1 protein-coding gene (running past one end of the window) is annotated in these 25,077 nt (G+C 60.2%); it reads left to right on the top strand.

The genetic code is table 11. From position 1 onward, the window contains the following. On the top strand, positions 1-25,077 hold the 3' portion of the coding sequence (locus tag BUB78_RS17140) for an LEPR-XLL domain-containing protein (RefSeq protein ID WP_073200198.1). 4,713 nt of this gene lie to the left of the window's left edge; 25,077 of the gene's 29,790 nt are visible here — the last part of the coding sequence; the start codon falls outside the window, past its left edge; its stop codon occupies positions 25,075-25,077.

Below are 25,077 nucleotides of genomic sequence, written 5' to 3'. Positions count from 1 at the left end.
GCAACAGCGACCACTGAGACGATCACCAAGGCGACCGCTGCGGGCGCGGCCTCGTCCAGCGGCGGGAGCGGCAGTGGCGGCAGTGCCGTGGGTGTCGGCGCATCGATTTCAATAGGCGTGGCGCTGAACGAAGCGCGTGCCGAAGTCCTCGATGGTACCGTGCTGACCGGCACCTCTTCGGGCCTGTCGGTGACGGCAACAACCAATGACACTCTGACCACAACCGCGGAAGGCGGTGCTGAGGCGGGATCGGGCACGGCGGTCGGCGGGGCAATTGCCGTGCTATACAACGAGAACGACACCAAGGCGCGCGTTGGCACCGGTACGGGTGCGGCGCTGGCGCTTGGCACCGGAGATCTGGTGGTCAAGGCCGATCACACCGGCACCATCACCACGACCGGCGACGCCAAGGCGGCAGGATCGAATGCAGCGGTTGGTATCGCGCTGGCGCTGAATATCGGCCAATCCAACGTGCTGGCGGAAATCGGCAAGGACGTGACCGGTGCGGGCAATGTCACCGTCAAGGCGCTTTCGGATTACACCGTCACTGCCGAGGCTGCGGCCAGCGCGGGCGGTCAGTCGAAAAGCGGCTCGGATTCCGACACGGAGACCAAGGATCAGACCTCTGTCGCTCAAAGCCAGGCCGGCAAGTCCGGCGATCCGAATGCCGCCGCGCCGACGGTCAAGGATTCCAGTGACAACGAGACCCAGAACGTGGGGGCCGGGTCGCTTGATCAGGCGGACAGCAATTCATCCTCCAGCGGCGGAAAATCCACTGGCGGGTCCGTTCAGGTTTCTGCCGGTCTTGCGGGCAGCTATCTGGATGCTGACAACGTCGCGGCGGTGCTGGCCAATACCAACATCACCGGCACGGGCGCCGTAGAGGTCGAAGCCGAGATGGCCATCGATAACCGCGTGATCGCCAATGCGAGCTCGGTTGATATCAAGAGCACGAACAGTAGTGGTGTTGCCGCCGCCATCGGCGTGAATATCGGTATTCTGAAAAACGAGGCGCGGACCGATACATCGTCAAGCCTTCAAGGCTCGTCGGTGAAGGTGCGCGCGGTGACACCGGATGCCAACGATCCCAACGAATTCCAGGTGCAGGCGCTTTCGGGCGCGGCGGCGAACAGCACTGCCGTTGGTGGGTCCATCGCGGTCAACTATGTCGAGTTCGACACCGACGCCACGGTTGGCACCTCGTCGAGCCTGACAGGAACCGGCGGCGATGTGATCGTCGAGGCCTCCTCTGTCAACGAGGTTCAGAACCTTGCCGGTGGCGCGGCGATCAGCCTGAAGAATGGCACCGGCGTTGGCCTGGCCATTTCGGTGAACATCTTCAACGATTACGACACGGCGGCGACCGTCAATATGGGCGCCTCTCTGGTCGCGCAGGGCGGCGGCAGTGTGAAGGTTCTGGCAACCTCGTCGCTGACCCCGATGTCGGATACCTTGCAGCTTCTGGATGACGGTGGCGATGATGACCCGCTGAACGATGAGCTCACATCGACCAATCTACGCTTTACCAACTTTGCCGCCGGTATCGCACTGAGCGGCGGGTCGGGCGCGGCGGCGGGCGGATCGGCCAGTGTCAATGTCATTCTTGCCTCGACCAAGGCGACCATCGGCACCGACGCCACGCTGAACGCGGCGGATGATGTCGAGGTCAAGGCCGACGACACGATGGAACTCTTTACCGGTGCGGGCAGCCTTGGCATTTCGCTGGGCTCTTCCGGGGTGGGGATCGCCATTGACGTCAATGTGATTGAACGCGATGTGCTGACCACGGTAAACGGCGAGGCGGAACTGACCGCTGGTGATGCGATCACCGTGAAAGCCAAGAGCGACGATACCTTCACTTCGATCGCTGCGACCTTCGGCGCCGGTGCGTCCGGCTCTGCGGTGGCGGCGTCGGTTGGTGTCATGGTGGCGACGACGAACACGCGCGCACGCGTCCTGACCGGCGGCCTCGGTGTTGACCGGACCAAGCTGAATGCGGGCGGCAATATCTCGGTCGATGCGGACGGGCATGCCGATCTGATGATGATTGCCGGCGGCGCGTCGATCGGGCTGGGCGGCGCGTCCGTCGGGCTTGCCAGCACGGTGCTTGTGCATACTGATGAGGTAATCGGCTCGATTGAGGGCAATGCTCTTGTCACGACCGATGGCGAGGATGGCCTGAACGTCACTGCCGATTCCAGCGAGGATCTGATTATCGTTGCGGCGGCTGGAGCGGGTTCGACGTCTAGCGCGGCTGTCGGCGGATCTGTTCTTGTCACAGTAATGAACGAGACGACCCGCGCCTTTATCGGCACCGGGACAACCGTTGATGCAGTGTCGGCAGGGGCAAGTAACCCGGATGTCAACGTGACCGCCAATGGGGATTCCGACATCGTCGCGGTCGCAGGGTCGATTGCGATTTCGGGCCAGAGTGGCATTGGCGCGGGTGTCAACGTGCATGTCTTCACCAAGACGACCGAGGCCTTCATCGCGGACGGCACCGATATCGACGCCGACGGCAACGTGGTGGTCGATGCGGTGAGCGACGAGGATTTCAGCACATTCTCGCTGGCCGCCGGAGGAGGCGGCAGCTTTGGCGTCACGGTTGCGGCTGATGTGTTCGTGCTTAACATGACGACACGGGCCTTTATCGGTGACGATCCGGAAAGCTTGCTGGACGATGCCGCAGCGGCGGCGGATGTCCATGCCAAGGGCAGCGTTGTCGTGCAGGCGGTGGACGAGTCCGAGCTTGATTTGATCGTTGGCGGCATTGCCGTGGGCGGAACGGCGGGGATTGGTGCATCGGTTGGTGTCGCGACCGTCGACAAGGATACGGATGCCTTTATTGGTGCCAGTGCCAAGGTCACAGGTGAAGGCGATGACGTGGGTGCGCCAGTCTCGGCCCGAACCGGCGGTTTCACGGAACAGTTCTTTGCCGATACACAAGGTGTAGCAGAGGCGGGATTGACGCCTAACACGGCTTCGGGTGCAACGGGCCAGGCAGACCTGCGTTCGGCAGCACCGAATGCGTCGGGACTGGAAACGGGCACGCCCAATGATGTGGCCCCGCCCAGTGATATCGACGGGGATACCGGCAACGCCGATGAATCGCCGACCGATCCGCAGCTGTCACAGCGCCGTCAGATCACTGCAGCCGACAACCCCGATTTCAGGGGCGTCGCGGTTTCGGCAAGTGCCACAGATGATATCGAAACCTACGCGGTCAGTTTTGGCGGCGGTGGTACTGCGGCCATTGCCGTGGGCGCGGCGGTCAACATTGTGGACAGCGAAACCCTGGCCTTTATTGATGCGAATGCCGAAATCAACCAGGCCGCCGACACCCCGAATAGTGGGCAGTCGGTGATCGTCGCTGCGAGTCAGGATTTCAACCATGTCGGCGTTGGCGCGGCGGCTGCCGTGGCCGGGACCGGCTCGGGCGCGCCCGGCGTTGATGTGTCGATCCTGAAACTGACGACCAAGGCGACGATCGGCAGCAATGTCACCATCGACGCCGAGGATGACGTCATTGTCGATGCTAATGCCAAATCGAAGGTGCTGATCATATCGGCCGGTCTGGCGGGCAGCGGTACAGTCAGCCTCGCCGGCGGCATTTCCGTGGTCAACATCGACAATACCACGCATGCGATCATCGGCAATTCGGCTGATATCCAGGCGGGTGGTGATGTTGGCGTTCTGGCAAATGACGACAGCGATGTCTTCATCGTGTCAGGCGCGGTGGCGATCGGCGTAGCCGGTGGGGGCGCCGGTGCCGGCGTCGGAGTATTGCTGTTCGACAAGGACACCAAGGCTGAGATTGGCGACGGCGCAAAGATTGACGCGGTGGGTGCAGGTGCCGACGGGATCGACGCGATTCAGACCGGCGCGGTGAACGGCGACGGTGAATTCAATCTTGACGGCGACGGGTTCCTGGCGACTGAAAACAATCGCCACGGTGTGATCGTGCGTGCAAGCTCAACCGAGGATATCACTTCGCTTTCCGTCGCTGGTGCCGCCGGTCTTTATGCCGGTATCGCCGGTGCTGTGACTGTCAGTCTGATCGACAGTGACGCCACCGCCCGGATCGGGGATGGCGCCATGATCAACCAAAGGCTGACTCCGCTGACCAGCAATGCGGCACAGGATGTGGTCGTGGTGGCTTCGAACCGCGCGAGCATGCTGGAGGCTGCCGGTGCACTTGGCGCGGGAATTGCGGGTATCGCCGGTGCGGTAAGCTTTGGTACGATCAAGAATGACGTGAATGCCTCGATTGGTTCGGGTGCGATGGTTTATGCCCAAGACGACGTTCAGATGCGGGCGGTGTCCGACAAGAGCCTGCGCGGTTTCACCCTTTCGGCTTCGGCCGGGGTGGTTGCACTGGGCGGCTCGATCTCTGTCTGGTCGATTGGCGAGCAATTTTCGGACACATATGACAATTCCAACCCTGAGGATGGTGGAGATCCGTCTGAAAGCGCGCTGACCAAGGAACGCTATGGCGACGCCACAGATGATACAGACGATCAGGGTGAGGTTTCGGCGGCCACCGAGGCTGGCGAGCAGGCCGGAAATACGGCGGAAGAAGCGGCCACCAACCTTGGTCTTTACGACGACCACAGCGAGGACAACGCGAATATTGCCGAAAATTCGGCCGATGACCGTGCCGCTGACGGCATGGATACCGCGGCAGGCATGATCTCGGGGAACAAGATAGGCACGACCGAAGTCAATAATTCCCTGAATGCGGCGCCGATCACCAACGAAGATTTGTCCATGGGACCAATCCGCGGTGTGAACGCGGTTATTGAAGGCGGTGCGTCTCTCGTGACCGGTGGGGACACGAATGTGCTGGCGCGGGAGAACGTAAAAGCAGATTTCGTGCTGGGCACGGTGACTGCCGGGCTGGGCGGCATTGGTGCTGTCGTCGGTGTCCTGAACGTTTCCAGCAAGGTTTCCGCGCGGCTCAGTGGTGATACCGACGCGACTGGCCAGGTGACCGTCGATGCCGACAGCGCACGCTCGCTCGATTATTTCGCGTTGACCGGCAATGCCGGGTTCGTCGGACTTGGGGCAGCGGTCGCTATCATCAACGACAACTCCACCCAGCTGGCCGAGATTTCCGATGGGGCCTCGGTCGACGATGCCTCGCTGATCCGGGTCGAGGCGACAAGTGACCAATATATCGACGCCGATACGCTCGGCTTCCAGGTGGGTGCCGGGGCGCTTGGTGCGTCTTACACCAAGATCAATGCCGACGATCAGGATGCCAACACGGTCGATACCCATGCGCGGATCGACGACAACGCCGATATCGGCAAGACCACCGCAGTTGGCGCGGTCACTGTCGAGGCGACCAGCAAGGTCGAGATCGATGCCGAAACCATTGCCGGCGCCGCCGGCGCGATTGGCGGATCGTTCAACTTTTCGATCGTGAATGTCACGCCCGTGATCAGGGCCGAGATCGGCGACGATGTGGAAATGACCGCCGGTGTCGTGACGGTCGATGCCAATACCGATCACAAGGCCGAGGCCCGGGTGCTGACAGTAACGGCCGGTGCTATTGCCGCAGGCGTCAGCTTGGCGCAGGTGCGGCTGAATCCGAATGTGACAGCGCGGACCGGTACCGACCTCAAGGCTACAACAACCGGGGTGAAGGTGCGTGCGGCGCATAACATCAACGATGCAGGCAACGCATTGTCGGGTCGTGGCGCCAAGGCCATCACCCAATCGGCAGGCGGGGGGCTGGTCGCGGGCCAGGGCTCTGTGCCGACCGCCGAGGCCAACGCCGTAGTGCTGGCCGAAATGCTGGGTGGCGCCAATAGCGATGTCAAAGCCGGGGCCGGTAATGTCGAGGTGCTGGCCGAAATGCGCAACCGCGCCGAGGTCGATGCCGATAACTTCTCGATCGGACTGCTGGCCAATGTCGGTGCGTCGATTGCGAACGCGACCGCGAGCGGATCGGTCAGGGCGCATATGGACGCGAAAGTCAAGACCGGCAACGATGTCATCGTCACCGCGACCGGCGATGCGGATGCCATTGCCAATGCCGACGGTGCCGGTGGCGGTATCATTAATGTGACTGTTCCTATCGCAAAAACAATCGCTTCGCCGATTGTCCTCGCCCGAATCGGAGGCAACGCTGATGTAGACGGCAATGTGTCGGTGACGGCGGATTCCGATGCGAATGCCTATTCCGACATCCAGTCGGTCAGCGCGGGCGTCGTGGCGGTCGGCAATGTCGACCCAGAAGCGACCGCCTCGCCCAATGTCGATGCCTATGTCGGCGCGGGTGCCGTGATTGATGCGGCGTCGCTGACAATCATCGCCAAGCACAATGCCGACGGCTCCGATAGTGAGGCCTATGCCCGTGGTACGTCCGCTGGCGCATCCTTTGGCGTCACCGTTTCCAACACTACGCCCGAAGCAACGGCCGAGGCCACGGTTGACGGTTATATCGGCGGCAATGCGACCATCACGACAACCGGAGAAACACGGATTACCGTCACCGGCGTGAACAAGGCCACCGCCGAGGCGACTGGCTTTACGGTTGGGGGGATCGTCGCGGTCGGGATCACGACGACGACCGCCAAGGCGAATGGCGATGCCAGCGCCTATATTCTGGATTCCGCCGACGTCGGAGACGATTCCGTTATCAATGTCGGTGGCCTGATCGTCGAGGCGTCGGGCACCGACACAGCGTTCTCGAACGTGAAGACCGCCAATGGGGGGTTGGTGTCTGCCGGGCTAACAACAGCCAATGCCCGGGCCAACTCCGAGGTTTATGCCTATATCGGACAGGAAACCGCCGTTCTGGCCGACAATAATGTGCGTGTCACGGCGATCGCCACACCCGAGGCAGACGCGCGCGGCAAAGGTGTGTCCGGCGGTGGCGTCGATGTGGGCAGCGTCCAGTCCGACACCAAGGTCAATCCGACCGTGGCCGCGGATATCCGCTCAGGCTCGTCGATTGACGCAGGCGGCAATGTCACGGTCGAGGCTGCCGTGACCCCGCAGGATGGCGATGTCCCGGATTACCGGATCACCATGACACAAAGCAACGATGACACGGTTACCGTTCTGAACCACGGTCTGGATACGGGCCAGATCATCGAATACGCACAGGGCACGACCGTTATAGGCGGATTGGAAGGCCCGACGAACGAGACCCAGGAAGGCCCTGGCGGCACGACAGAAGTCGTTGCGGTAAACCGCGAATATGCGGTGATTAACATTAATACCAACACGATTGCCTTCGGGGCGCAGTTCTCTGGCGACGCCGCCAGTGACGCAAGCGGTGTTGCCACCGGCATTGATGCGGACCGCGAGACGATCAGTTTCTCGGCCGAGCACGGGCTGGAGACAGGTGATCAGGTTGTCTATTACCTGGTGGACGGCACCGAGGTTGGCGGGTTGAATCATGGTACCACCTATAACGTGGTTGTGGTCGATGCGGTGACGATCCGTCTTGCACCCAATGGCACCGATCTGGACGAAGCGGATGTCGATAACGCGCTTATCGACGGGTTCGCTCCCGATGAAATCGACAGTGATGATTTCATCAACTTTGGCTTTGCCCATAACCTGCAGAACAACCAGGCAGTGACATACAACGCGCCTGACGCGTTGGAGTTCACGTCACGGCAGGTGGATGTAACGACGACATTCACTGGTGACGGCGTGATCCCGGCCCATCCAACCAGCGACGTGCCAGCCAACAACAACATCCATTTCGTTGACGATGAAGGCGATCCGGCTGCCCATGGTTTTGCCGATGGTGAGGCTGTTGTTTACCGGGTCCGCGACGCTGATGGAAATGTCGGCCAGGAGGTCGGTGGACTTGAGGACGGAAAGGTCTATTTCGTCGAACTTGATGGCCCGGGCGGCAATTCCTTCCTGCAACTGCGCCAGACGGCGACGCTCGACGACATCCCTGTCTACTTCGTGCGCACGGATTCCGGTGACCAGATCATCCGGACTGACGGCGGAAGCTGGATTGACGACGGGTTCGCCAATGGCGTCACGGTCGATATCTCCGACACTATAGGCTCAGATTTCTCGGAGACAGTTTCCTCGGCAACTGACAGCACGTTGTTCCTGTCGACCAGTCTCAATGAGGTCACGCGCATCGCGAAAACAATGACCGTGGACACGTGGGACAGCGGCAACAAGGTTTCCCTGACACTTAATTCCGGAACCTGGGCCAGCTCGGGATTCAATTCCGGTACCGTATATCTGTTCAACATTGGCGGCGTCACAAATGGCACCTCTGCCACGATCTCGAACGTGACCAATGGCGGCGCGACGATCCAGCTCGACCTGAGTTCGACCGGCGTCAGCACAGGCCTGGTCCTCAACGCTTATGTGCAGGATCGATCCGGTACTGTGGATGCCGACTTCGTGAGCGACGTGATTGCACTGACACCCGACAAAGGGACGATCGGTGATGATCTCGATCAGGGCAATACCGACACGCACAGCCTGATCCGGGCGCAGGATTTGCCGATTGAAATCAACGGCGGTGGCGAACTGATTGATGGGCAGACCTACTATGTCTTCTACGATTCCAACACCATGGACAACGACCAGATCGGTCTGCGTGTGGCGCCCAGCGGGGCCAAACTGGACCTGGTGCCAAGAACCGGCAGCGGCTTTGCCGATCACCTGATTGATGCGCGCTTTGTCGATCTGTCGGCCTCGGATGGCACACATGATCTGCGCATCAGAATCACGCAGAACGGCGTCAATGCCGACACCGACACGATTCTCGGGCCCGGGGGCATTGCGCTTAACCTGCTGGCACCGCAAACCGGCGATGGCATTTCGTCATCCACCGTCAAGGGTGCATCGGGTGCTATCATCGGCGTCAAGCTGAACAAGGCCGAACTGACGGCCAATGTCGACGTGCAAACCAATGTGACGGCGGATCTAGTGCGTGCGGGCGGCAACGTCAATATCACGACCTTTGCCGAGACCGACACCACGACCAGCGCCACCAACGGCTCTGGCGGGCTGGTTGCGGTCGGCAATACCGACGCGATCGTGAATTCGACCGTTATTAGCAAATCGACCATCGGTGGCTCGACCAACATCGTGGCTGGTGGCAACCTGTCGATTCTGGCGGATACGATCACCCAAAATGAGGCGTCCTCGAAATCGACCACTGGTGGTTTCGTCGGCAGTGCGGATGCCGAAAGCAAGGTCAATGTCAGCGATATCGACACTGAAGTGATGATCGGGGACAATTCCGTGATCCTGGTAGGCGGCCTGGCGACAATGCGATCGACGACCGCGGTGCGCGGCTCGTCGTCCGCAGTGGCGCGCGGTTTGGGCTTTGGCGGCAATGCCGATGCGCTGGCGCAGTTCTATGCGGAAGATACCGACACGAAAACAACCATCGGGGATGGTGCCAAGGTCGAAGCGCGCGAAGCAATCGTGACGGCCACGGTTCAGGATGTCTACGATGGCGGCAACGCGGACGGGGTCGTTGACCCGTCAAACCGCGCCGTTAACATCCTTGCGAAATCCGACGGTCGCGGCGGCGGTTTCTATGCGGAGGGCGAGGGCATCAGCCGTGTGCGTCTGACCATGGACACCGATGTCGAGTTGAAGGCCAACGCTGAACTGACCGGCTTCCAGGGTGTGGACCTGATCGTCAGCTACAATGACGTCAAGACACGGTCCAAGGCTTTCTCGCGCTCGTCCGGTCTGTTTGGCTGGGTGAATTCCGATGCCGAGAACAACACCAAGCTGCGCTCTGACATTTTCGGACGTGGCGATGCACTGGTCACCGCAGGTCCGCGGATCGAGGTGCCCAACAGCAACGGCGAAACAACCGAACTTGCCCAGTTCATGAACAACGACTTCCGTCTGGCGCTTTATGCCTCGACGGAAAATGGCCTGTACCAGAAAACCGGCGACAACATCGATTACAGCAAGAATGCGCGCACATCGAAACGGTCGCTTGCGGGCGGCGGATCGTCCGAGCCGGGCAGCTTGGTCAAAACCCAGAAGATCGACTTTGACAGTGACGTGCTAATCCTGTCGGGTCGTTCGCCGGAACTGGTCACCAAGGAGTTGACAATCAGCGGCACCGGTCAGATCACCAAGGCGGTCGAAGTGTCCGTCGATGACAGTGCTGGCAGTGGCAGTGCCACGCTGATGAACGGCGAGATCCAATCCGACAGCATTGTCGTGAATGACATCGTTAACCCGGGACCGGGCGACGTGGCGTTCTATTCCGATACCATTGATGGCGGCTCGCCGGGTTCGACGCTCAACTCCGGCACATGGACCTTCCGCCAGTCGTTGGAGCGGGTCACGATCATCAACGAATCCGACAAGGATCTGATCATCAATTCCATCGATGTGGGCGTGAATAATCAGCCAACCGTCTGGTTGCGCCCGAGCCTGGGTCAGGGCGACGTGCCGATCAATTTCAACATTGAGCCGGATGTGGCGCCGACGCTGATCGAGATCATCAATACCGAGACAGCCAATTCGAACATCATCATCGACGGAACAATCAATAACCCGATTGGCACCACGTCGATCATCAACCGGTCGAACGAAACCGTGTCCTCTCTGGATGGCAGGGCGGTCGGTTCGATTCTGTCGGCCGAAGACCGGGGCGGTGCGACCGCCGGTGAACCAACCGGCCCGAACCCGGATTACCGGATCAAAGCGGCCAATGCGATCATCCGCACGAATATCCTGAACATGGAGGCGGTCAATGACATCGGCTCGGACAGCGAACGGGTAAATGTGGATATTGTCACCAGTGACGGTGTGCCCGAGGCGCTGCATTTTACCACGGGCCAGGTCTCGGCGGGCGGTGACGAGATCTTCCTCGGCCAGTTCTCGAAATTCATCGACGGCCAGCTGCTGCGCTATACCCAGCTTGGGACCGATCCGATTGATGGCCTGACGTCGGGGGATCTCTACTATGCCAACGTGGCCGCAGACGGCAATTCGCTGACACTGTCGGCAACGCCGGGTGGAACGGCGATTGATCTTGGCACTTCGGGTCTGGATGTGACCGATACCCATTCGCTGGTGGCGGTGGAAACCTTCACAGTAGATGCCGAGGACAATATCGACCTCAACATCAAGGCGCTGAAGCGCGAGGGCGTCAATTCCGGCACCTATATCGTCAATATTGACCGGATTTCGGCTGGCAATACCGTCGACGTGGAACTGGAGCCGTCGAGTTTCCAGGAAGGCGATGGCGAAGCCGGGGGCGTGTTCGTGGATTCGCCCTTCCCGATTGAAGGGCCGGTTGATCCCGACAGTGTCTATTATGACTTCTTCCGCCCCGACAAGGTCGGTACGGCGCAGGGCGTCAGCCGGGGGCTCTATGCGACCACTGACGATGCAATTGATGTCACCACCTATGATTTCCGGGGCATTGACCCAACCCGCGATGAGCGCGAACTGCCGGGCCTGATCTCGGGCTTCAACACCACGGTGGGCGACAATGCGGGCGACATCATCGTCAAGGCCGTAGACACGACCATTGGCAATCCCACGATCAACGTTCTGGCGATCACCGAGATCACCTATTCGGATGCGGGTAACGATGCTACCCCTGCCTATCAGAACGGGGATCTGACCGTTATTACAGATGGTTACATTGCAGTCACCGAGCTGAACGGCGACATGCGCGTCGAGGAAATCCGCTCCACCGGCAGCAATGTGCTGCTGTATTCACCGCAGCGCATCATCGACGCCAATGACGATGAAGGCGTGTCGGTCAATCCGGACGTAGCGGGCGTGGGCATCACGATGATCGCGGCTTCGGGCAAGATCGGCGCCCCCGATTTCGTTAACCCGGATCATGCGGATGTGGCAGGCGAGGTTGCCAACCCGACGCTGGAGACCCGTAACGGATTCTCCTATGGCGGCATTGGCCAGTTCGACAACTTCCTGGAGATCGACACCAATATCTCCGGCGGTGGTGGCGGCGGCGTGCTGCGCGCCTATGACACGCTGTCGGACAGCACCGACGGCATCTTCCTGAGCGAAACCGCAGGCAACATGCCGATCCATACCGTGCATTCGGATGATGACGTGTCGCTGCGCACGCAGGCCGGGTCGATCATTGATGCGCGTAACGACAACACCGCGAATGTCATCGGCCAAAGCATTGATCTTGATGCCGCAGGCGGCAGCATCGGCGAGTTTGGTGACGACCTGGAAATCGACAGCCGTGAGGGTCTCACGCAGAACAACGATCTTAATGACGGCACCGACAGGGATGTCTCCCTTGAGGCGCTCAATCATATCTATCTGGCCGAGACCGATAACGAGCTGCGGCTGGCCTTTGCCCATACCTATCTGGGCGATATCCGGATCACGGTGCGAGAAGACGAGGGCAATAGCAGCTCGACCAACGAGAATCTGCAATTGATCGACAACGGCTCGGCGCGCTTTGCTGAGGATAACGATGCCGTCGGGGGCAGCAGCCCGGATGCGAATCGCATCTTTGCCCATGGTTCGATCTACGCGGAAATGGGCTCGGTCGAGCTGCGCGTGGCCGACGATGTTGACTTCGATTCCAACTCCGAAGCGGTCGCCGGCAAGGGCATCATCCTGCGCGGTGACTATAACGCGCTGAACGTGGGCACCGATGCCGATGGCGGCTTTGGCACCCATATGGATCTGCGCGGCAAGATCATTGCCGGCGCCGTTCTGGTGATGGCCGGGGCACAATCCGGTGCCAATCCGGTAGGTGTTTCACGGCCCAAGGGCCTGAGCACCGACCCCAATACACCCGACGTCGCCGCAGGCGAGGGTGGTCTGGCCGCAGGGGCTGCCGGGTATGACGACCGTCTGACCCAGATTTTCGGTAATTCTGATGTCGATTTCTTCACCTTCGGCGATACCGGTGGCAGCGACGGTAACACCACATGGGGTAGCGAGGGTTTCATCTATCTCGGGTCCAAGACCCGCGCCTATGGCGGTGCAACGAACGATGTCGCTGACGATACCGATGACGACGAGGATCAGTTCCGCGTCTACTTCCTGCAGGATACGGCAACGCAGACCTCGCCCGCAGGCACGACGGTTGCCTACACGGCGGTGAATTCGGCAACGGATGTGGTCTATGACGCGGATAACGGTGACGTTGATTTGGATCCGTTCCTGTTGGGCCAGCTGGCCGAGCACACGCTGACTCTTGACGGGATGTCGGATACCGACACGTTCGAGGTCTACACCCTTGGCTCGCAGGGACCCGACACGCGCAACTACGTGATCAATGTGCTGGATACCGGTGCGGAGACCGACGGCGTGGACGAGATGACGATCTTTGGCCGCGATGAAACCAATGATACCGGCCTGATCGACGATATCTTCCTGATGCGCGCGGCGGCATTCCTGCCCAACGAAGTGGCCGACCGTCCGGGGTATGTGGCGATGCTGCATGGTTCGCTGGAAGCCTATGAAGACATCCTTCCCGGAAATGAGGACAGCACCGAGGTTCAGCGGATCAACTATGACACCGCGCTTAACGGGCGGCTGACCATCGAAGGGCAGGGCGGCGATGACGCCTTCTATTCCGACGATGTGAACGTGATCGCCACCTATGACGGTGGCAAGGGCGACGACACCTTCCAGATCGGCCAGATCTTTGGCGCGAACCGCAACATCGCCGAGGGCAACCTGCTTGAGCAGGACGAATTCCCGGAACTGGTTTCGACAACGCGTGGCTGGCTGTCGCGCGGGTCTTCTGCGCCGCTGCTGGCACAGGGTGGCACCGGCAACGACACATTCCGTGTCTATTCCAACCAGTCCGAACTGCGGCTGGAAGGCGATGACAACAATGACCTCTTCATCGTCCGCGCCTTCGCGATTGGCGCGACCACCGATTACGACTGGAACAATGACGGGGACATCAACCTAACCGATCTTGACGTGGGCCGGGCGCTGCTGACCCATCTTTATGACCATGTCGAAGGCGCGGATTTCGTGCTTGGCACCGGTGACGACCAGACCGCCGCCAGTGCAATGGCGACGCTTGATGCGGCCAAGCTGCTGGAACTGGGCGTGCAGGTCGATGACACGGACGAAACCGAGGCCACGGCCTATCGCAACGCGCTGGATGCCGCGCTGCCCGCAGGTACCGGGGGCGAGCGGTTCGACACCAACGATGATGGCGGTATCAACTTCCTCGATCTCTTCATCACGCAGGGCGACACCACCGACGATGTGATCGTGCTGGACGAAGAGGGCGTGGCCAGCCCGCAGATCGGACTTGGATTCTCGGTTGCGCAGGCGCCGGACATCCGCGCCGGCGGCGGCCAGGACGAAGTACGCTACAACATCAACGCACCGGTTTCCGTTGATGGTGGTACCGGCTTTGACAAGCTGGTGGTGCTGGGCACGGAATTTGCCGACGATATCGCGATCACCGACAAGGGCATCTTTGGCGCCGGTCTGAACGTGCGCTACACGACCGTGGAAGTGGTCGAGGTCGACGGGCTGGAAGGCGATGACAAGTTCTATGTCCGCTCGACGGCCTTCGGCGTGGCCTACCGCGTGATCGGCGGGCTGGGCTCTGATATCATCAATGTCGCGGGCGACGTGCAGGAAGACATCATCACACGCGAGCTTGAAGGCGTGTCGGGCGCGGCGGATCATCTGGTTGAATCCGACGATATCTTCTATGACGGGCTGGTTGTTGACGGGCTGGATTACAACGTCACCACCGATGGTGAGGGCCTCGTGGTCATTGATGAAAGCACCACAGCGTCTTCGGCGCAGGATACCGACGGCTTTACCGCCATCCGTGAGGGCGAGATTGGTAGTATGTCGGTTGACAGCTATACGGTTCGTCTGGCGCGTCAGCTGGTTGCCGGTGAGGCGGTCTATGTGACTGTTTCCGCCGCGCGTTCGCCGCAGGACGAGCGCGACGACGCCTTTTCCAATCCAGAACCGCTGCCCGACGGCGAGGCCGACACGATGTGGGTTTCGACCACCTATGACCCGAACCTGCCCGCCCCGACCGTGGCCGAGGGCGATATGTTCGATGTGGACTATCTGGAAGGGTTCGAGGCGGCTGAGGAGGCCTTCATGCGCGCCGTCACGATTGACGGCACCGATGGCTATGTTGCCAACCGCGCCGTTGTGCTGCGCTTTGACCATACCAACTGGGAAGACGCGCAGGATGTCTATCTCTGGGCGGTCGATGATGCCCGCTCGGAAGGCGACCGCGTGGTCGTGGTGCAGCATTCGGTGATTTCCAACGCCGAGGATTACGACGCAATCGATGTGCGCAATGTCGAGGTCGAGCTGCGTGACAATGATACGCCGGGCGTTCTGGTGACCGAGGCGGATGTGTTCAGCGTCATGGGTGTGGATGGCATCCAGCTTGACGCGGATGACAACGCCATTACCGGCGCGGGTGGTGTCAGCGCTGGTGGTGTCGGGTTCGATGCCAATGGCGATGTGAATGACGGTTATGTCGAGGATGGCCGCACGCTGGTCATCGAGGGCAGCAATGTCACCGGCTTCTCGGACGTCATTCTGGTCCAGCTTTCGAAAGAGGTAGAACCGGGCGATCAGGTCGTGGTGAAGATCAACCTTGGCGATCTGACCGGCAATCCGGATCTGAAGGAACTTACTGACAAAGGCATCAAACTTGCCGACTTGGGCGGTAAGGGCCGCTTTGATGCAAGCAACAGCACGATCACCTTCGACAGCACCAACTGGGACAACGCCGTTGCGATCGGCATTATCCAGATTGATGACGATGTGCGTGAAGATCCCCAAACCGCTGTTCTGAGTTTCGGTCAGAACCTTGAAACGGTCAGCGATCTAACCCTGGGCGAGTGGATTGACGCGGAAGATGGCGACACCGCCAAGCTGAAACTGACCCTGTCCAGAAGTGGTTGGGTGGCCGGCGGCTTCTCGACCGAGGCAATTTCGATCAGCGGCATCACCGGTCTGACAAGCGCCAATATCGTGGGCTTCGAGGATGCGGGCCTGACAGCGCTTCTCGACGTGGCTGCAGGCGCGGTGACCCAGCAGGATTATCCGGCGGCGACCGCCACACGCACACTGGCTGTTGGTGAACAGGTTTCCGATGACAGCAACGGTACGCCGGGCGATTACGAGTTCCCCAACCTGCGGTCCGGCACCGGGCTACTGGATGTCGAAGTGATCGACGACGACACCCCGGGCGCCGTGGTTATCGAATCCGGTCGCGATACGGTTCTGATACCTGCGACTGCGACCGCCGGTCTTTTCGACGTCGTCGGTGGCGATACGATTGTTGCCCTTGAGGACGATTTCAACTGGCTTGCCGAGGGTTTCGACGAGGGTCATACCATTGCCATCGAGGGCAGTGGCATCTTTGCCGGTGACAGGGTTATCGACACCATCTCTGGCAACACGATCACCGTTGTGGGTGGCGGGCTGAGTAATGGCGATGGCCAGTATGCCCGCATCATCTCGGCGAACGGGTCACCGCAATCCGACACGTATAAACTGCGCCTGACGCAGGAGCCGACTGCGGATGTGACCATCTCTGTGCTGACTGATGGGTTGGCGGATGTCACCTGGATCGACGCCAATGGCGACGGTGTCCGTGACGCGAGTGAGGTCATCACCGCCGCCGATTACAAAGCCATCGGAGGGTTGCGTCCGACGCAGCTCTTTATCGGGACGCTCAACATTGCCACCGATGGCGGTGTCACGACGCTGACCCGCGCCGGGGTTTCCGATCTGGGCAGCTTCCTTTCCGATGGCTGGGCCGTCGGTGACCTGATCGAGATCGGCAACAGCGGTATCGCCGCGCTCGAAGACTTGACCTTCGAGATCGGGGATATCGGCGAAGATGGCAAGACCATCTCGCTCCTGACCGACGCCGGTGTCACCCAGGACGACGTCACCGACGTCATCCTGTCGAAAATGATCGAAGAGGAAGTCTGGAACGGCGAAGTGCGTTGGGAGGATAGCGAAAATGGCGCCGACCGGCTGATCCGAACCGACTCCTTTGTCACCTTCGATCCGCTGGTGATCGACGTGAACGATCCCGACAGCCTCGCGCTTCTGGAAGACTTCCCGAATTACGATGTTCAGGGCTTCCTTAACGAAGGCTTCCTTGCGGGCATGCGCGTGCGCATTACCAATGCCGCCAATGATGCCGAGTTCGTCGATGCCAAGATATCGATCATCCGCGGGTTCAATGCCTCCAAGGACCACACCCTGGAATTCACCTTCGAAACCAATGACGCGTTTGCCAGTGCCGCATGGCTCACCAGTGGCGCACCGGTCCAGGTGAATATCAACCGCTTGGCGGTTCAGGCGACCTTTACCTCTGACGGTGACAGCGACGCGCTCGACGGTGACAACTACTGGAAGTTCCAGACCATCGAACTGACCGCCGATCCTTATTACGAGGTGCCGACCACCCGTGAAGGTGTGAAGATCTTCCCGGTCAAACCGCATCGCCTCAGCGATATTCGCGGCCCGCTGGCGGTCGAAGGTGGCCCCTCGGGTGCCGACCGGTCGCTGACCAACGGCGTGAAGCTGCCCGGCGAAACCGATGAGTTCCTGATTGCCATTGGCACCCAGGCGCCGGAAAGCCAGCAGATCGACGTGCTGAACATCTTCAACGATGGCAGCCAGGCCGACACCAGTGGTACACTTACCGAAACCACGCTGACCGGCTTTGGCATGGGCCCCGATCTGGTCTTCCCGTTTGTCGAAGTTCCGCTCTTTGGCGAGGGTGCCGAGGGTCAGGCTCCGGTGACGCTCACCTATCCGGGCGGCATCAGCTTCGGCAAGGTCAACTTCGGCTCGAGCGGCGTCAGCAATGACTCCCAGGTGTCCACGGTCGAGGTCGTGAATGTCATGCTGGGCGTTGGCAACGACGATATCAATGTCGAGGGAACGCTGAACCCTGCACCCTTCGTGCAGGCCCAGAATGATTTCGAAGTGGTTACCAACTGGGATAGCACAGAGATCGGCCTGTTCGGCGACGACGACTATTTCAACGGCAGCGACTATGGTTTCCTGACTGCCGAGCACCCGGAGCTGGCGGGCAAGGTCATGATCACCCGCGCGGGATTTGACTGGAAATCACAGGGCTTCCTGGTGGGTCAGGACATTTATGCCAAAGAGGGCGAAAACCAGATCTTCCTCGGCACCGTGCTCGCGATCGAAGACCGGATTGAGTATTACAACCCGATGACGGAGCAGCCGGAAATCGACGGCACGGGCGTTCCGCTGCGCGACCCGAACGACAATTCGATGCTGATCCTGGATACGACCACGCTGCCTGCGCTGGATCTGACCGGTGATGAGTTGTTCATCGCCGAGGACAAGGACGTGTTCCAGGTCTTCGACGCCACGGTTGCGATTTCCCAGGCGGGCGCCATAACGCTCAAGCGCGATGATGGCGGCAACTGGGAGGATGATTTCTTCCTCGAAGGGCATCTGCTGCAGATCGGCATCGGGGACGACCGTCAGGAATTCCGCATCGTGGAATTCCAGGGTGACGACACCATCCTGATCAAAGCCTTTGACGACAATAATGGCGGGCTGACCGACGGGCAGACCTTCTCGCAAGAGGCGTTCTGGGTTCAGGCCGATCATGGCAGCCTGAGCGTGCTTCATGGTGGCGGCAACCTTTATGTCAACACCGATGGCACCTTCGATTTCGATACCTCCGAGAATGAGCTGACCCGCCGCGACGGACGCGACTATGCCGAGGCCGGATTTGAGGTTGGCCAGATCATCCAGCTGGGCGATGAGACCCATACCCGCGAGATCCTCGCGATCGAAAATGCCGACCAATCGGCCTATTTCCCGGATCCGGACACTAATCCGGCCCCGTTTGAAAGCTGGGGTACGGGGTCGGTCCTGGTTCTGAGTGATCCGTTGGCAACATCGCCGGGGGTTGTTGTGCTGGGCGATGCCACCAATACCGATCTGCTGCTGCATGTGGCCGAGGCGCTGGAGACCAGCGAAGTTCTCAACGTTCTGATCGAGGTGCTGGAGCGTGGCGACACAATTGAAACCTATGTCACGCTGATCGGCGATGATGCCGGTGAGACATGGACCGGTCTGGGTTATGCCGAAGGTGGCGTGCTCTTCATCGAGGGCTATCCCGGTGGGTTCCAGATCGCCGCAATTGATGGCAACGAGCTGCAACTGCGCGATGCCGCAATTGAGGACTGCACGAACCACGATGGCGAAGCGACGCTTCGGTTCAGCAGCTATGACATCACCCGCTCCGGTGGACAGCGCGTGGGCGGCGATCATTTCGTCGTCACCGGCGGGGCAGGGCCCGACAGCCCGCTGGTGATCTATGGCGATACCAGCCAGGATGGCGTGTGGTATTCAGGCCAGTCTGACAATGCCCGTGGCATCGAATTCGGCCAGAAACCGTTCAACCCGTTCCCGGATCTGCCAGATGGCGAGAACGAGGATGACGAATGGGTCTTTGCGCTTGCCAATGAGTTTGACCTTCACGGCAACGACATCATTGATGCCTCGGCCCTGTTTGATGACATGGATGGAGACGATCTGCCTGACACGATCGCCGCGCAGACCATGTCGGTCGGCATCACCGCCTATGGCGGTATGGGTAACGACCTGATTATCGGCTCGCAAACCGGGGATCATCTGGCTGGTGGTTCCGGTGATGACACCATCATCGGTAACCGTGGGACAGACCATATCTATGGTGATAGCGGCCTTAACGTGAATATTCTGACCCGTGCGCTGCACGTGGCCACGAACAACGACAGCCCGGCGCCGACCGCGGATGAAAACGATCCCGCGAGCACCACGACTCTGTCTCCCTCGGCCAGCCCTGTTGCCGACCTTCTCGGCGACCGCGTATCTGACCGGGCGGAACAGCTTGATCAATTCAACGAGTTTGGCGCGGTGCCCGGTGCCGGTGACGATCTGATCGACGGCAATGGTTCGGGCCTCGCCGACGGCACGCCCGACGTGATCTTTGGGGATCATGGCGAAGTGATCCAGTTCGTGATCGATCCGAACCTGCCCGACCCGGTAGGCCAGGAATATCGTGGCGATATCGTCTTTGCGGGTATCCCGCAGAAGATCCAGACGACGGTTCTGGGCAGCATCCTCGAGATCAACTCGGTCGAGCCGCAGACCGGCGGTGACGATATCATCCTGGGGTCCGAGATTGACGACATCCTGATCGGTGGCGCCGGCAATGACCTGATCGACGGCGGCGAAGGCGATGACATGATCTTTGGTGATAACGTCAACCTTGATCGCCGCGGTGGCGTCAATGGTGGCGACATCACCAGCCTGCGCTTCCAGACACTGGCCGGGACGCTGATGTATTCCCGCTCGGATCGGGCGCTCAGCGAGGGTTATGAGGAACTGGGCAATTTCGGACCCGACAGTGGCACGCTGATGGTGACGCTCGACGAGTTTGGCAACCCGGTTGCCCGTGATTATCGCGATCCGAACGGGCCAAGCTGGTGGGCCGAATATGCAATCGACTTTGCCGAGTATCACACGTTCGATATGAATGACGGTCTGACCGGTGAAGGGTCGTTCGGCAATGACTACATCGCGGGTGGCGCGGGCAGTGACCAAATCTTCGGTCAGCTCGGCAATGACATTATTCAGGGCGACGGCACCATCGACGGCGCCGTGGCCACCAGGGGGGATGGGACCGCGATTGGCGATGATCCAGAGAACCCGAACTTTGGCGGTCTGATCGTCCCGACGCGCTATGTCGGCGCGGCCCGCGAACTGCCCGAAACCACCGACCCGATCGGTGCGCTGAAGGTGGTTGCGGCCACGTTCGAAGGTGCCGGCCATAGCGGCGATGGAAATGACTATATCGAAGGCGGCGGCGGCTGTGACGTGGTGTTTGGCGGTCTTGGCCAGGATGATATCGTGGGCGGTTCGTCGGACTTTTTCAGCTTGTCCGATCCCGATCTGCGCCCGGATGGCGAAGACAAGCTGTTTGGCGGAACCGGCGCTCTTATCAGCCGCAACAACGAAGAAACGCTGGATGACGGCACAACGACCGGTTTCGAAGTCGGTATCACGCCGGAAGGTGACGAGGTGATTGGCTCTGGCCGCAACGCCCGCGACGCCGACACCATCGTCGGTGACAACGGCAACATCATCCGTATCGTCGGCATCAACAGCATTGATGTTCTCGACACCGATGCCGATGGCTACAACGACATCGACAGCGGCGGCTTCGGTCCGCATGGGATCGTTTTCTCGAGCCCGGATAGCGCGCTTTACGGCAGCAAATACCTGACGCGCTCGACCGGCGCAATTGCCGGGGATGGAACGGCCTATATGACTGGTGGACTTTATCTGGCCTATGATTATGATGTGAACCTCGACGCGTTCCAGGGACTGAGCGGAACCGAGGTCAACGTGTTCGTTCGGGATACCGGCTATAACGACGAAGGCGGAGAACGCATCATCGTGCGCGGTGTGACCACGCTTGATTACCTTGCGGGCGGGCCTGACTATGCGGGCAATGACGGGCAATATGTACTGGACGATACAGTGCCGCAGCCCTCACCGGTCGAGGGAGACATCTGGCGTGACACATTTGGCTTCTGGTCGCTGACCGATATCGGCGGTGCCGATGAAATTCATGGTGGCGCTGGCGACGACATCGCCTATGGCGGCGGCGGGGATGACATCATGTTCGGCGATGCCGATCATGACGACATCATCGGCGGCTGGGGCAATGACTGGATCTCTGGCGGCACCGGCAATGACGGGGTGATCGGCGACGATGGCCGGATTTTCACCAGCCGCAACATCGGCCTCTTGGATAACGGCTCTGTCAGCCTCAAGGGCAACACCCGTTCCTTCGGTAACTACGGTGATCATGGCGAGGCGACTGAATATGCCGAAAGCCTCTTCGGTATCTGGAGCCTGCTGACAGTCGATCCCGACAACCGCACCAGCCAGGGTATCGTCCTCAACGAGGAGATCTACACGCCCGGCCAGGTTCAACGCGCGCTGATCAACCGGGCGGGCGAGCTAGTCAAATCGGTCGATCTGAGCCCGTTCGACATCGTCGACTCGTCAATTGAGGCGATCACCTCCGCCGATCCCACCAGCCACAACCCGGCCTTCGCCGATGACGTGATCTTTGGTGGTCTGGGGGATGACTTCCTGCATGGTGGATCCGGCAACGACGCGATTGGCGGCCATGAGGCGCTCGGCGATAGCTACATGGTCTGGTTCGAAGGCGATCTGCCGACCTCCAGCGTCGACAATCCCGAAAATGGCGGCACGGGTATGATCCTTGTGCGGACTGATTTCACCCGTCCGTGGAATCCGGGCAATATATTGCTCTTCGGTGATGGCGATGAACACTGGAATGAACCCAACCCGGTTCAGCAGCGTACCGGTGAATTCTATCTTTATGATGAATACGACCCGCGCCGCGTGATACTGTTCAACGATGACGGTACACTCTGGAAAGAAGGCGACGCCGACAATCCGGTAGCACCGCCCGCAGACATCAAGCAGTATTTCCTGAACGCGACCGACAACGAGGGCCGCCTGGAACTCAGCCATGTTGAATTCGAACCCAATGGCACCCCGGTCGGTGATGAAGTGGCCGTGGAAAGCGACGGTAACGACGCGATATTCGGTGACATGGGCAACGATTGGATCGTTGGCGGTACGGGACGCGACCATATCTACGGCGGCTTCGGCAATGATCTTATGAATGCCGACGACGTGATGGGCGGGCCGGGTAACTCCTATGACAACGGAAATTTCGGCTCTGCCGATAATCCCGGCGGAGACAGCGGTCTGAACTTCACGCCAGAGACGCATCTGAGCTGGGAGGATCGCGTATTCGGCGGTGCCGGTCTGGACATCCTGATCGGGAATACCGGCGGTGATCGCCTGATCGACCACCTGGGCGAATTTAACAGCTATATCGTGCCCTTTGCACCGTTCGGCATCGCCACGGTCAGCCGTCAGGTGCCGCCGCAGCTTTGGGATTTCCTGACTGCGCAGGCTGCCTCGGACGGTGTGGACATGACCCGCACGGCCGATACCAACGCGTTTAGCTACCAGGACAGCCGCTATTCGGCGGTGATCCAGCAGCAGGGCAATCCGCATGGCGAGATCGGCCTTGTGACTCAACGCGACCGCGGCTTCTGGCAGGACCAGTCCGGTCCCCCCAGCGATCCGCAGGCGGGCAACATCCCAGGCGGACGGCGCGACATCCTGCGCACGGCGGACTTTAACGACCGTTCAGGTGACGGCTTCGCAGTGGATCGGGGGCAGTTTACCGCCACGGCTGGTGTCATGGAGATCGGCTCGGACACGTCCGACAGTACTGCCTCGGCTGTGTTCCTGCTCGACGATTACAAGCCGAGCTATTTCGAGGTCGAAGCGACCTTCAACATGGACAAACCCACGGGCGGCTGGAAATCGAACGGTTATGTCGTGTTCGATTACTATTCGGACACGGATTTCAAATTCGCCGGTATCAACATTTCGACCAACAAGATCGAAATGGGCTATGTCGACGAGGCCGGCTGGCACTATGTCCAGCAATCCAACAAGCCTGTCCAACTCAAACCCAACCGCAACTATGACATGATGGTTGCCGTCAACGGCAACAACGTCACCGTCGCGGTCGCGGGCGTGAACTGGTTCAGCTACGACTACACACCACGGCTTGATGTCTATGGCGATCCCGTGCCGCTGTCGCGTGGCCTTGTGGGCGTGGGCATGGACGGGTCCAAGGGCCGGATCGACAACTTCAAGGTGCAGGTTTTGCCACCCGACTGGACGCTGGAGGAAACAGATGACTTCCTGCCGCCAGTGTCAGAACTGCCCCGTGTCATCCAGTCCGCCGAGTGGGTCGAGTCGTCGGGCACGCTGAACGGCACCGTCATTGGCACGGCCCCGGCGGTCCAGACTGTCGATCTGGGAGTCGGTCTTCTGGCCAACTCGATACTTGAGATGAATGCCGACATCAAAACCGATGGCATGGCGGGCTTTGTCTTTGATCGCTACGATGCGCTCGATTACAAGTTCTTGGCGCTCGACACGGTCAATGACCGCATCGTGGTGGGGCATACGACCGCCGAAGACGGCCAGGTGATAGACGCGAGCTATGCGGTGAACCTCAACCCGAACCAGGCGGCACGTCTTCAGGTTACGATGCAGGGGGCAGGGCTTGATATCACGCTCAATGGCGCTGAAATCGCTTCATTCGGGTTCAACTCGGCGCTGGTCGATGGCGACTTCGGCCTGATTGTTCTCTCCGGAGCGGCCGAGTTCGAAGAATTCCGCCTGGCGACCGATGATGCCCAGTTCCAGGATGCGCTGCGTCTGGCGGCTGAAAGCGCAGCGGCGGTTGCCAGCGATGAATATATCGCCGGTGAAACGCTGGAAGAGGCCGATCTGCAGCGTCTTTATGACGAAGCGCTGACCGACTGGATCGAAGCTGGCTATGTCACCTCAGACGAGGCGGAGGCGCTGGCTGAGATCAATCTTGTGGTGCGCGATCTGGAGGGCGATACACTGGCCCGCGCGGTCGAGCCTGACACGATCATGATCGACGTGAACGCGGCCGGTGCCGGCTGGTATATCGAACCGGAAGAGGGCGACGATGTCGACCAGTCCGGCGGTATCAGTTCCGGTGTCGATCTGCTGACGGTGCTGCGCCACGAAATCGGCCACCTGCTGGGTCTGGAGCATGATGAGCTTGCTGTTATGTCCGGGGAGCTGGACGCCGCCACGCGCGTTTCGGTGACCGAGGCTGCTCCGGATAGTTCATCGGGAAGCTTTGACACAGGCGAAACCGGTGACGGCACTGCCGTTTCCGATCCGGCGGCAACCGGCGGCAAGGGTAAGAAATCCGCTGCTTTGGTCTTTGATGCGGCAACCGGTGAACTGGTTGATGGCGATGAGGCGCAACAGCTCTTTGCCTCGCGGAAAACCGACGATGCTGCACTCGCCGCTGGTGTACTGGCAATGGCCAGCCACAAATTGGCCAAGGTCAGCCGGGTTGAAGCGCAGCAGCAAAAACCACGCGAGTCAGCGGCCAAACGCCTGGCCAAATGGTTCCGTCGCACTGCTTGA

Origin of the sequence: Roseovarius marisflavi (assembly GCF_900142625.1) — a bacterium.
GTDB classification, from domain to species: Bacteria; Pseudomonadota; Alphaproteobacteria; order Rhodobacterales; family Rhodobacteraceae; genus Roseovarius; species Roseovarius marisflavi.
The sequence above is the reverse complement of the archived record's forward strand: the minus strand, read 5'-3'. Positions and strand labels throughout refer to the sequence as shown.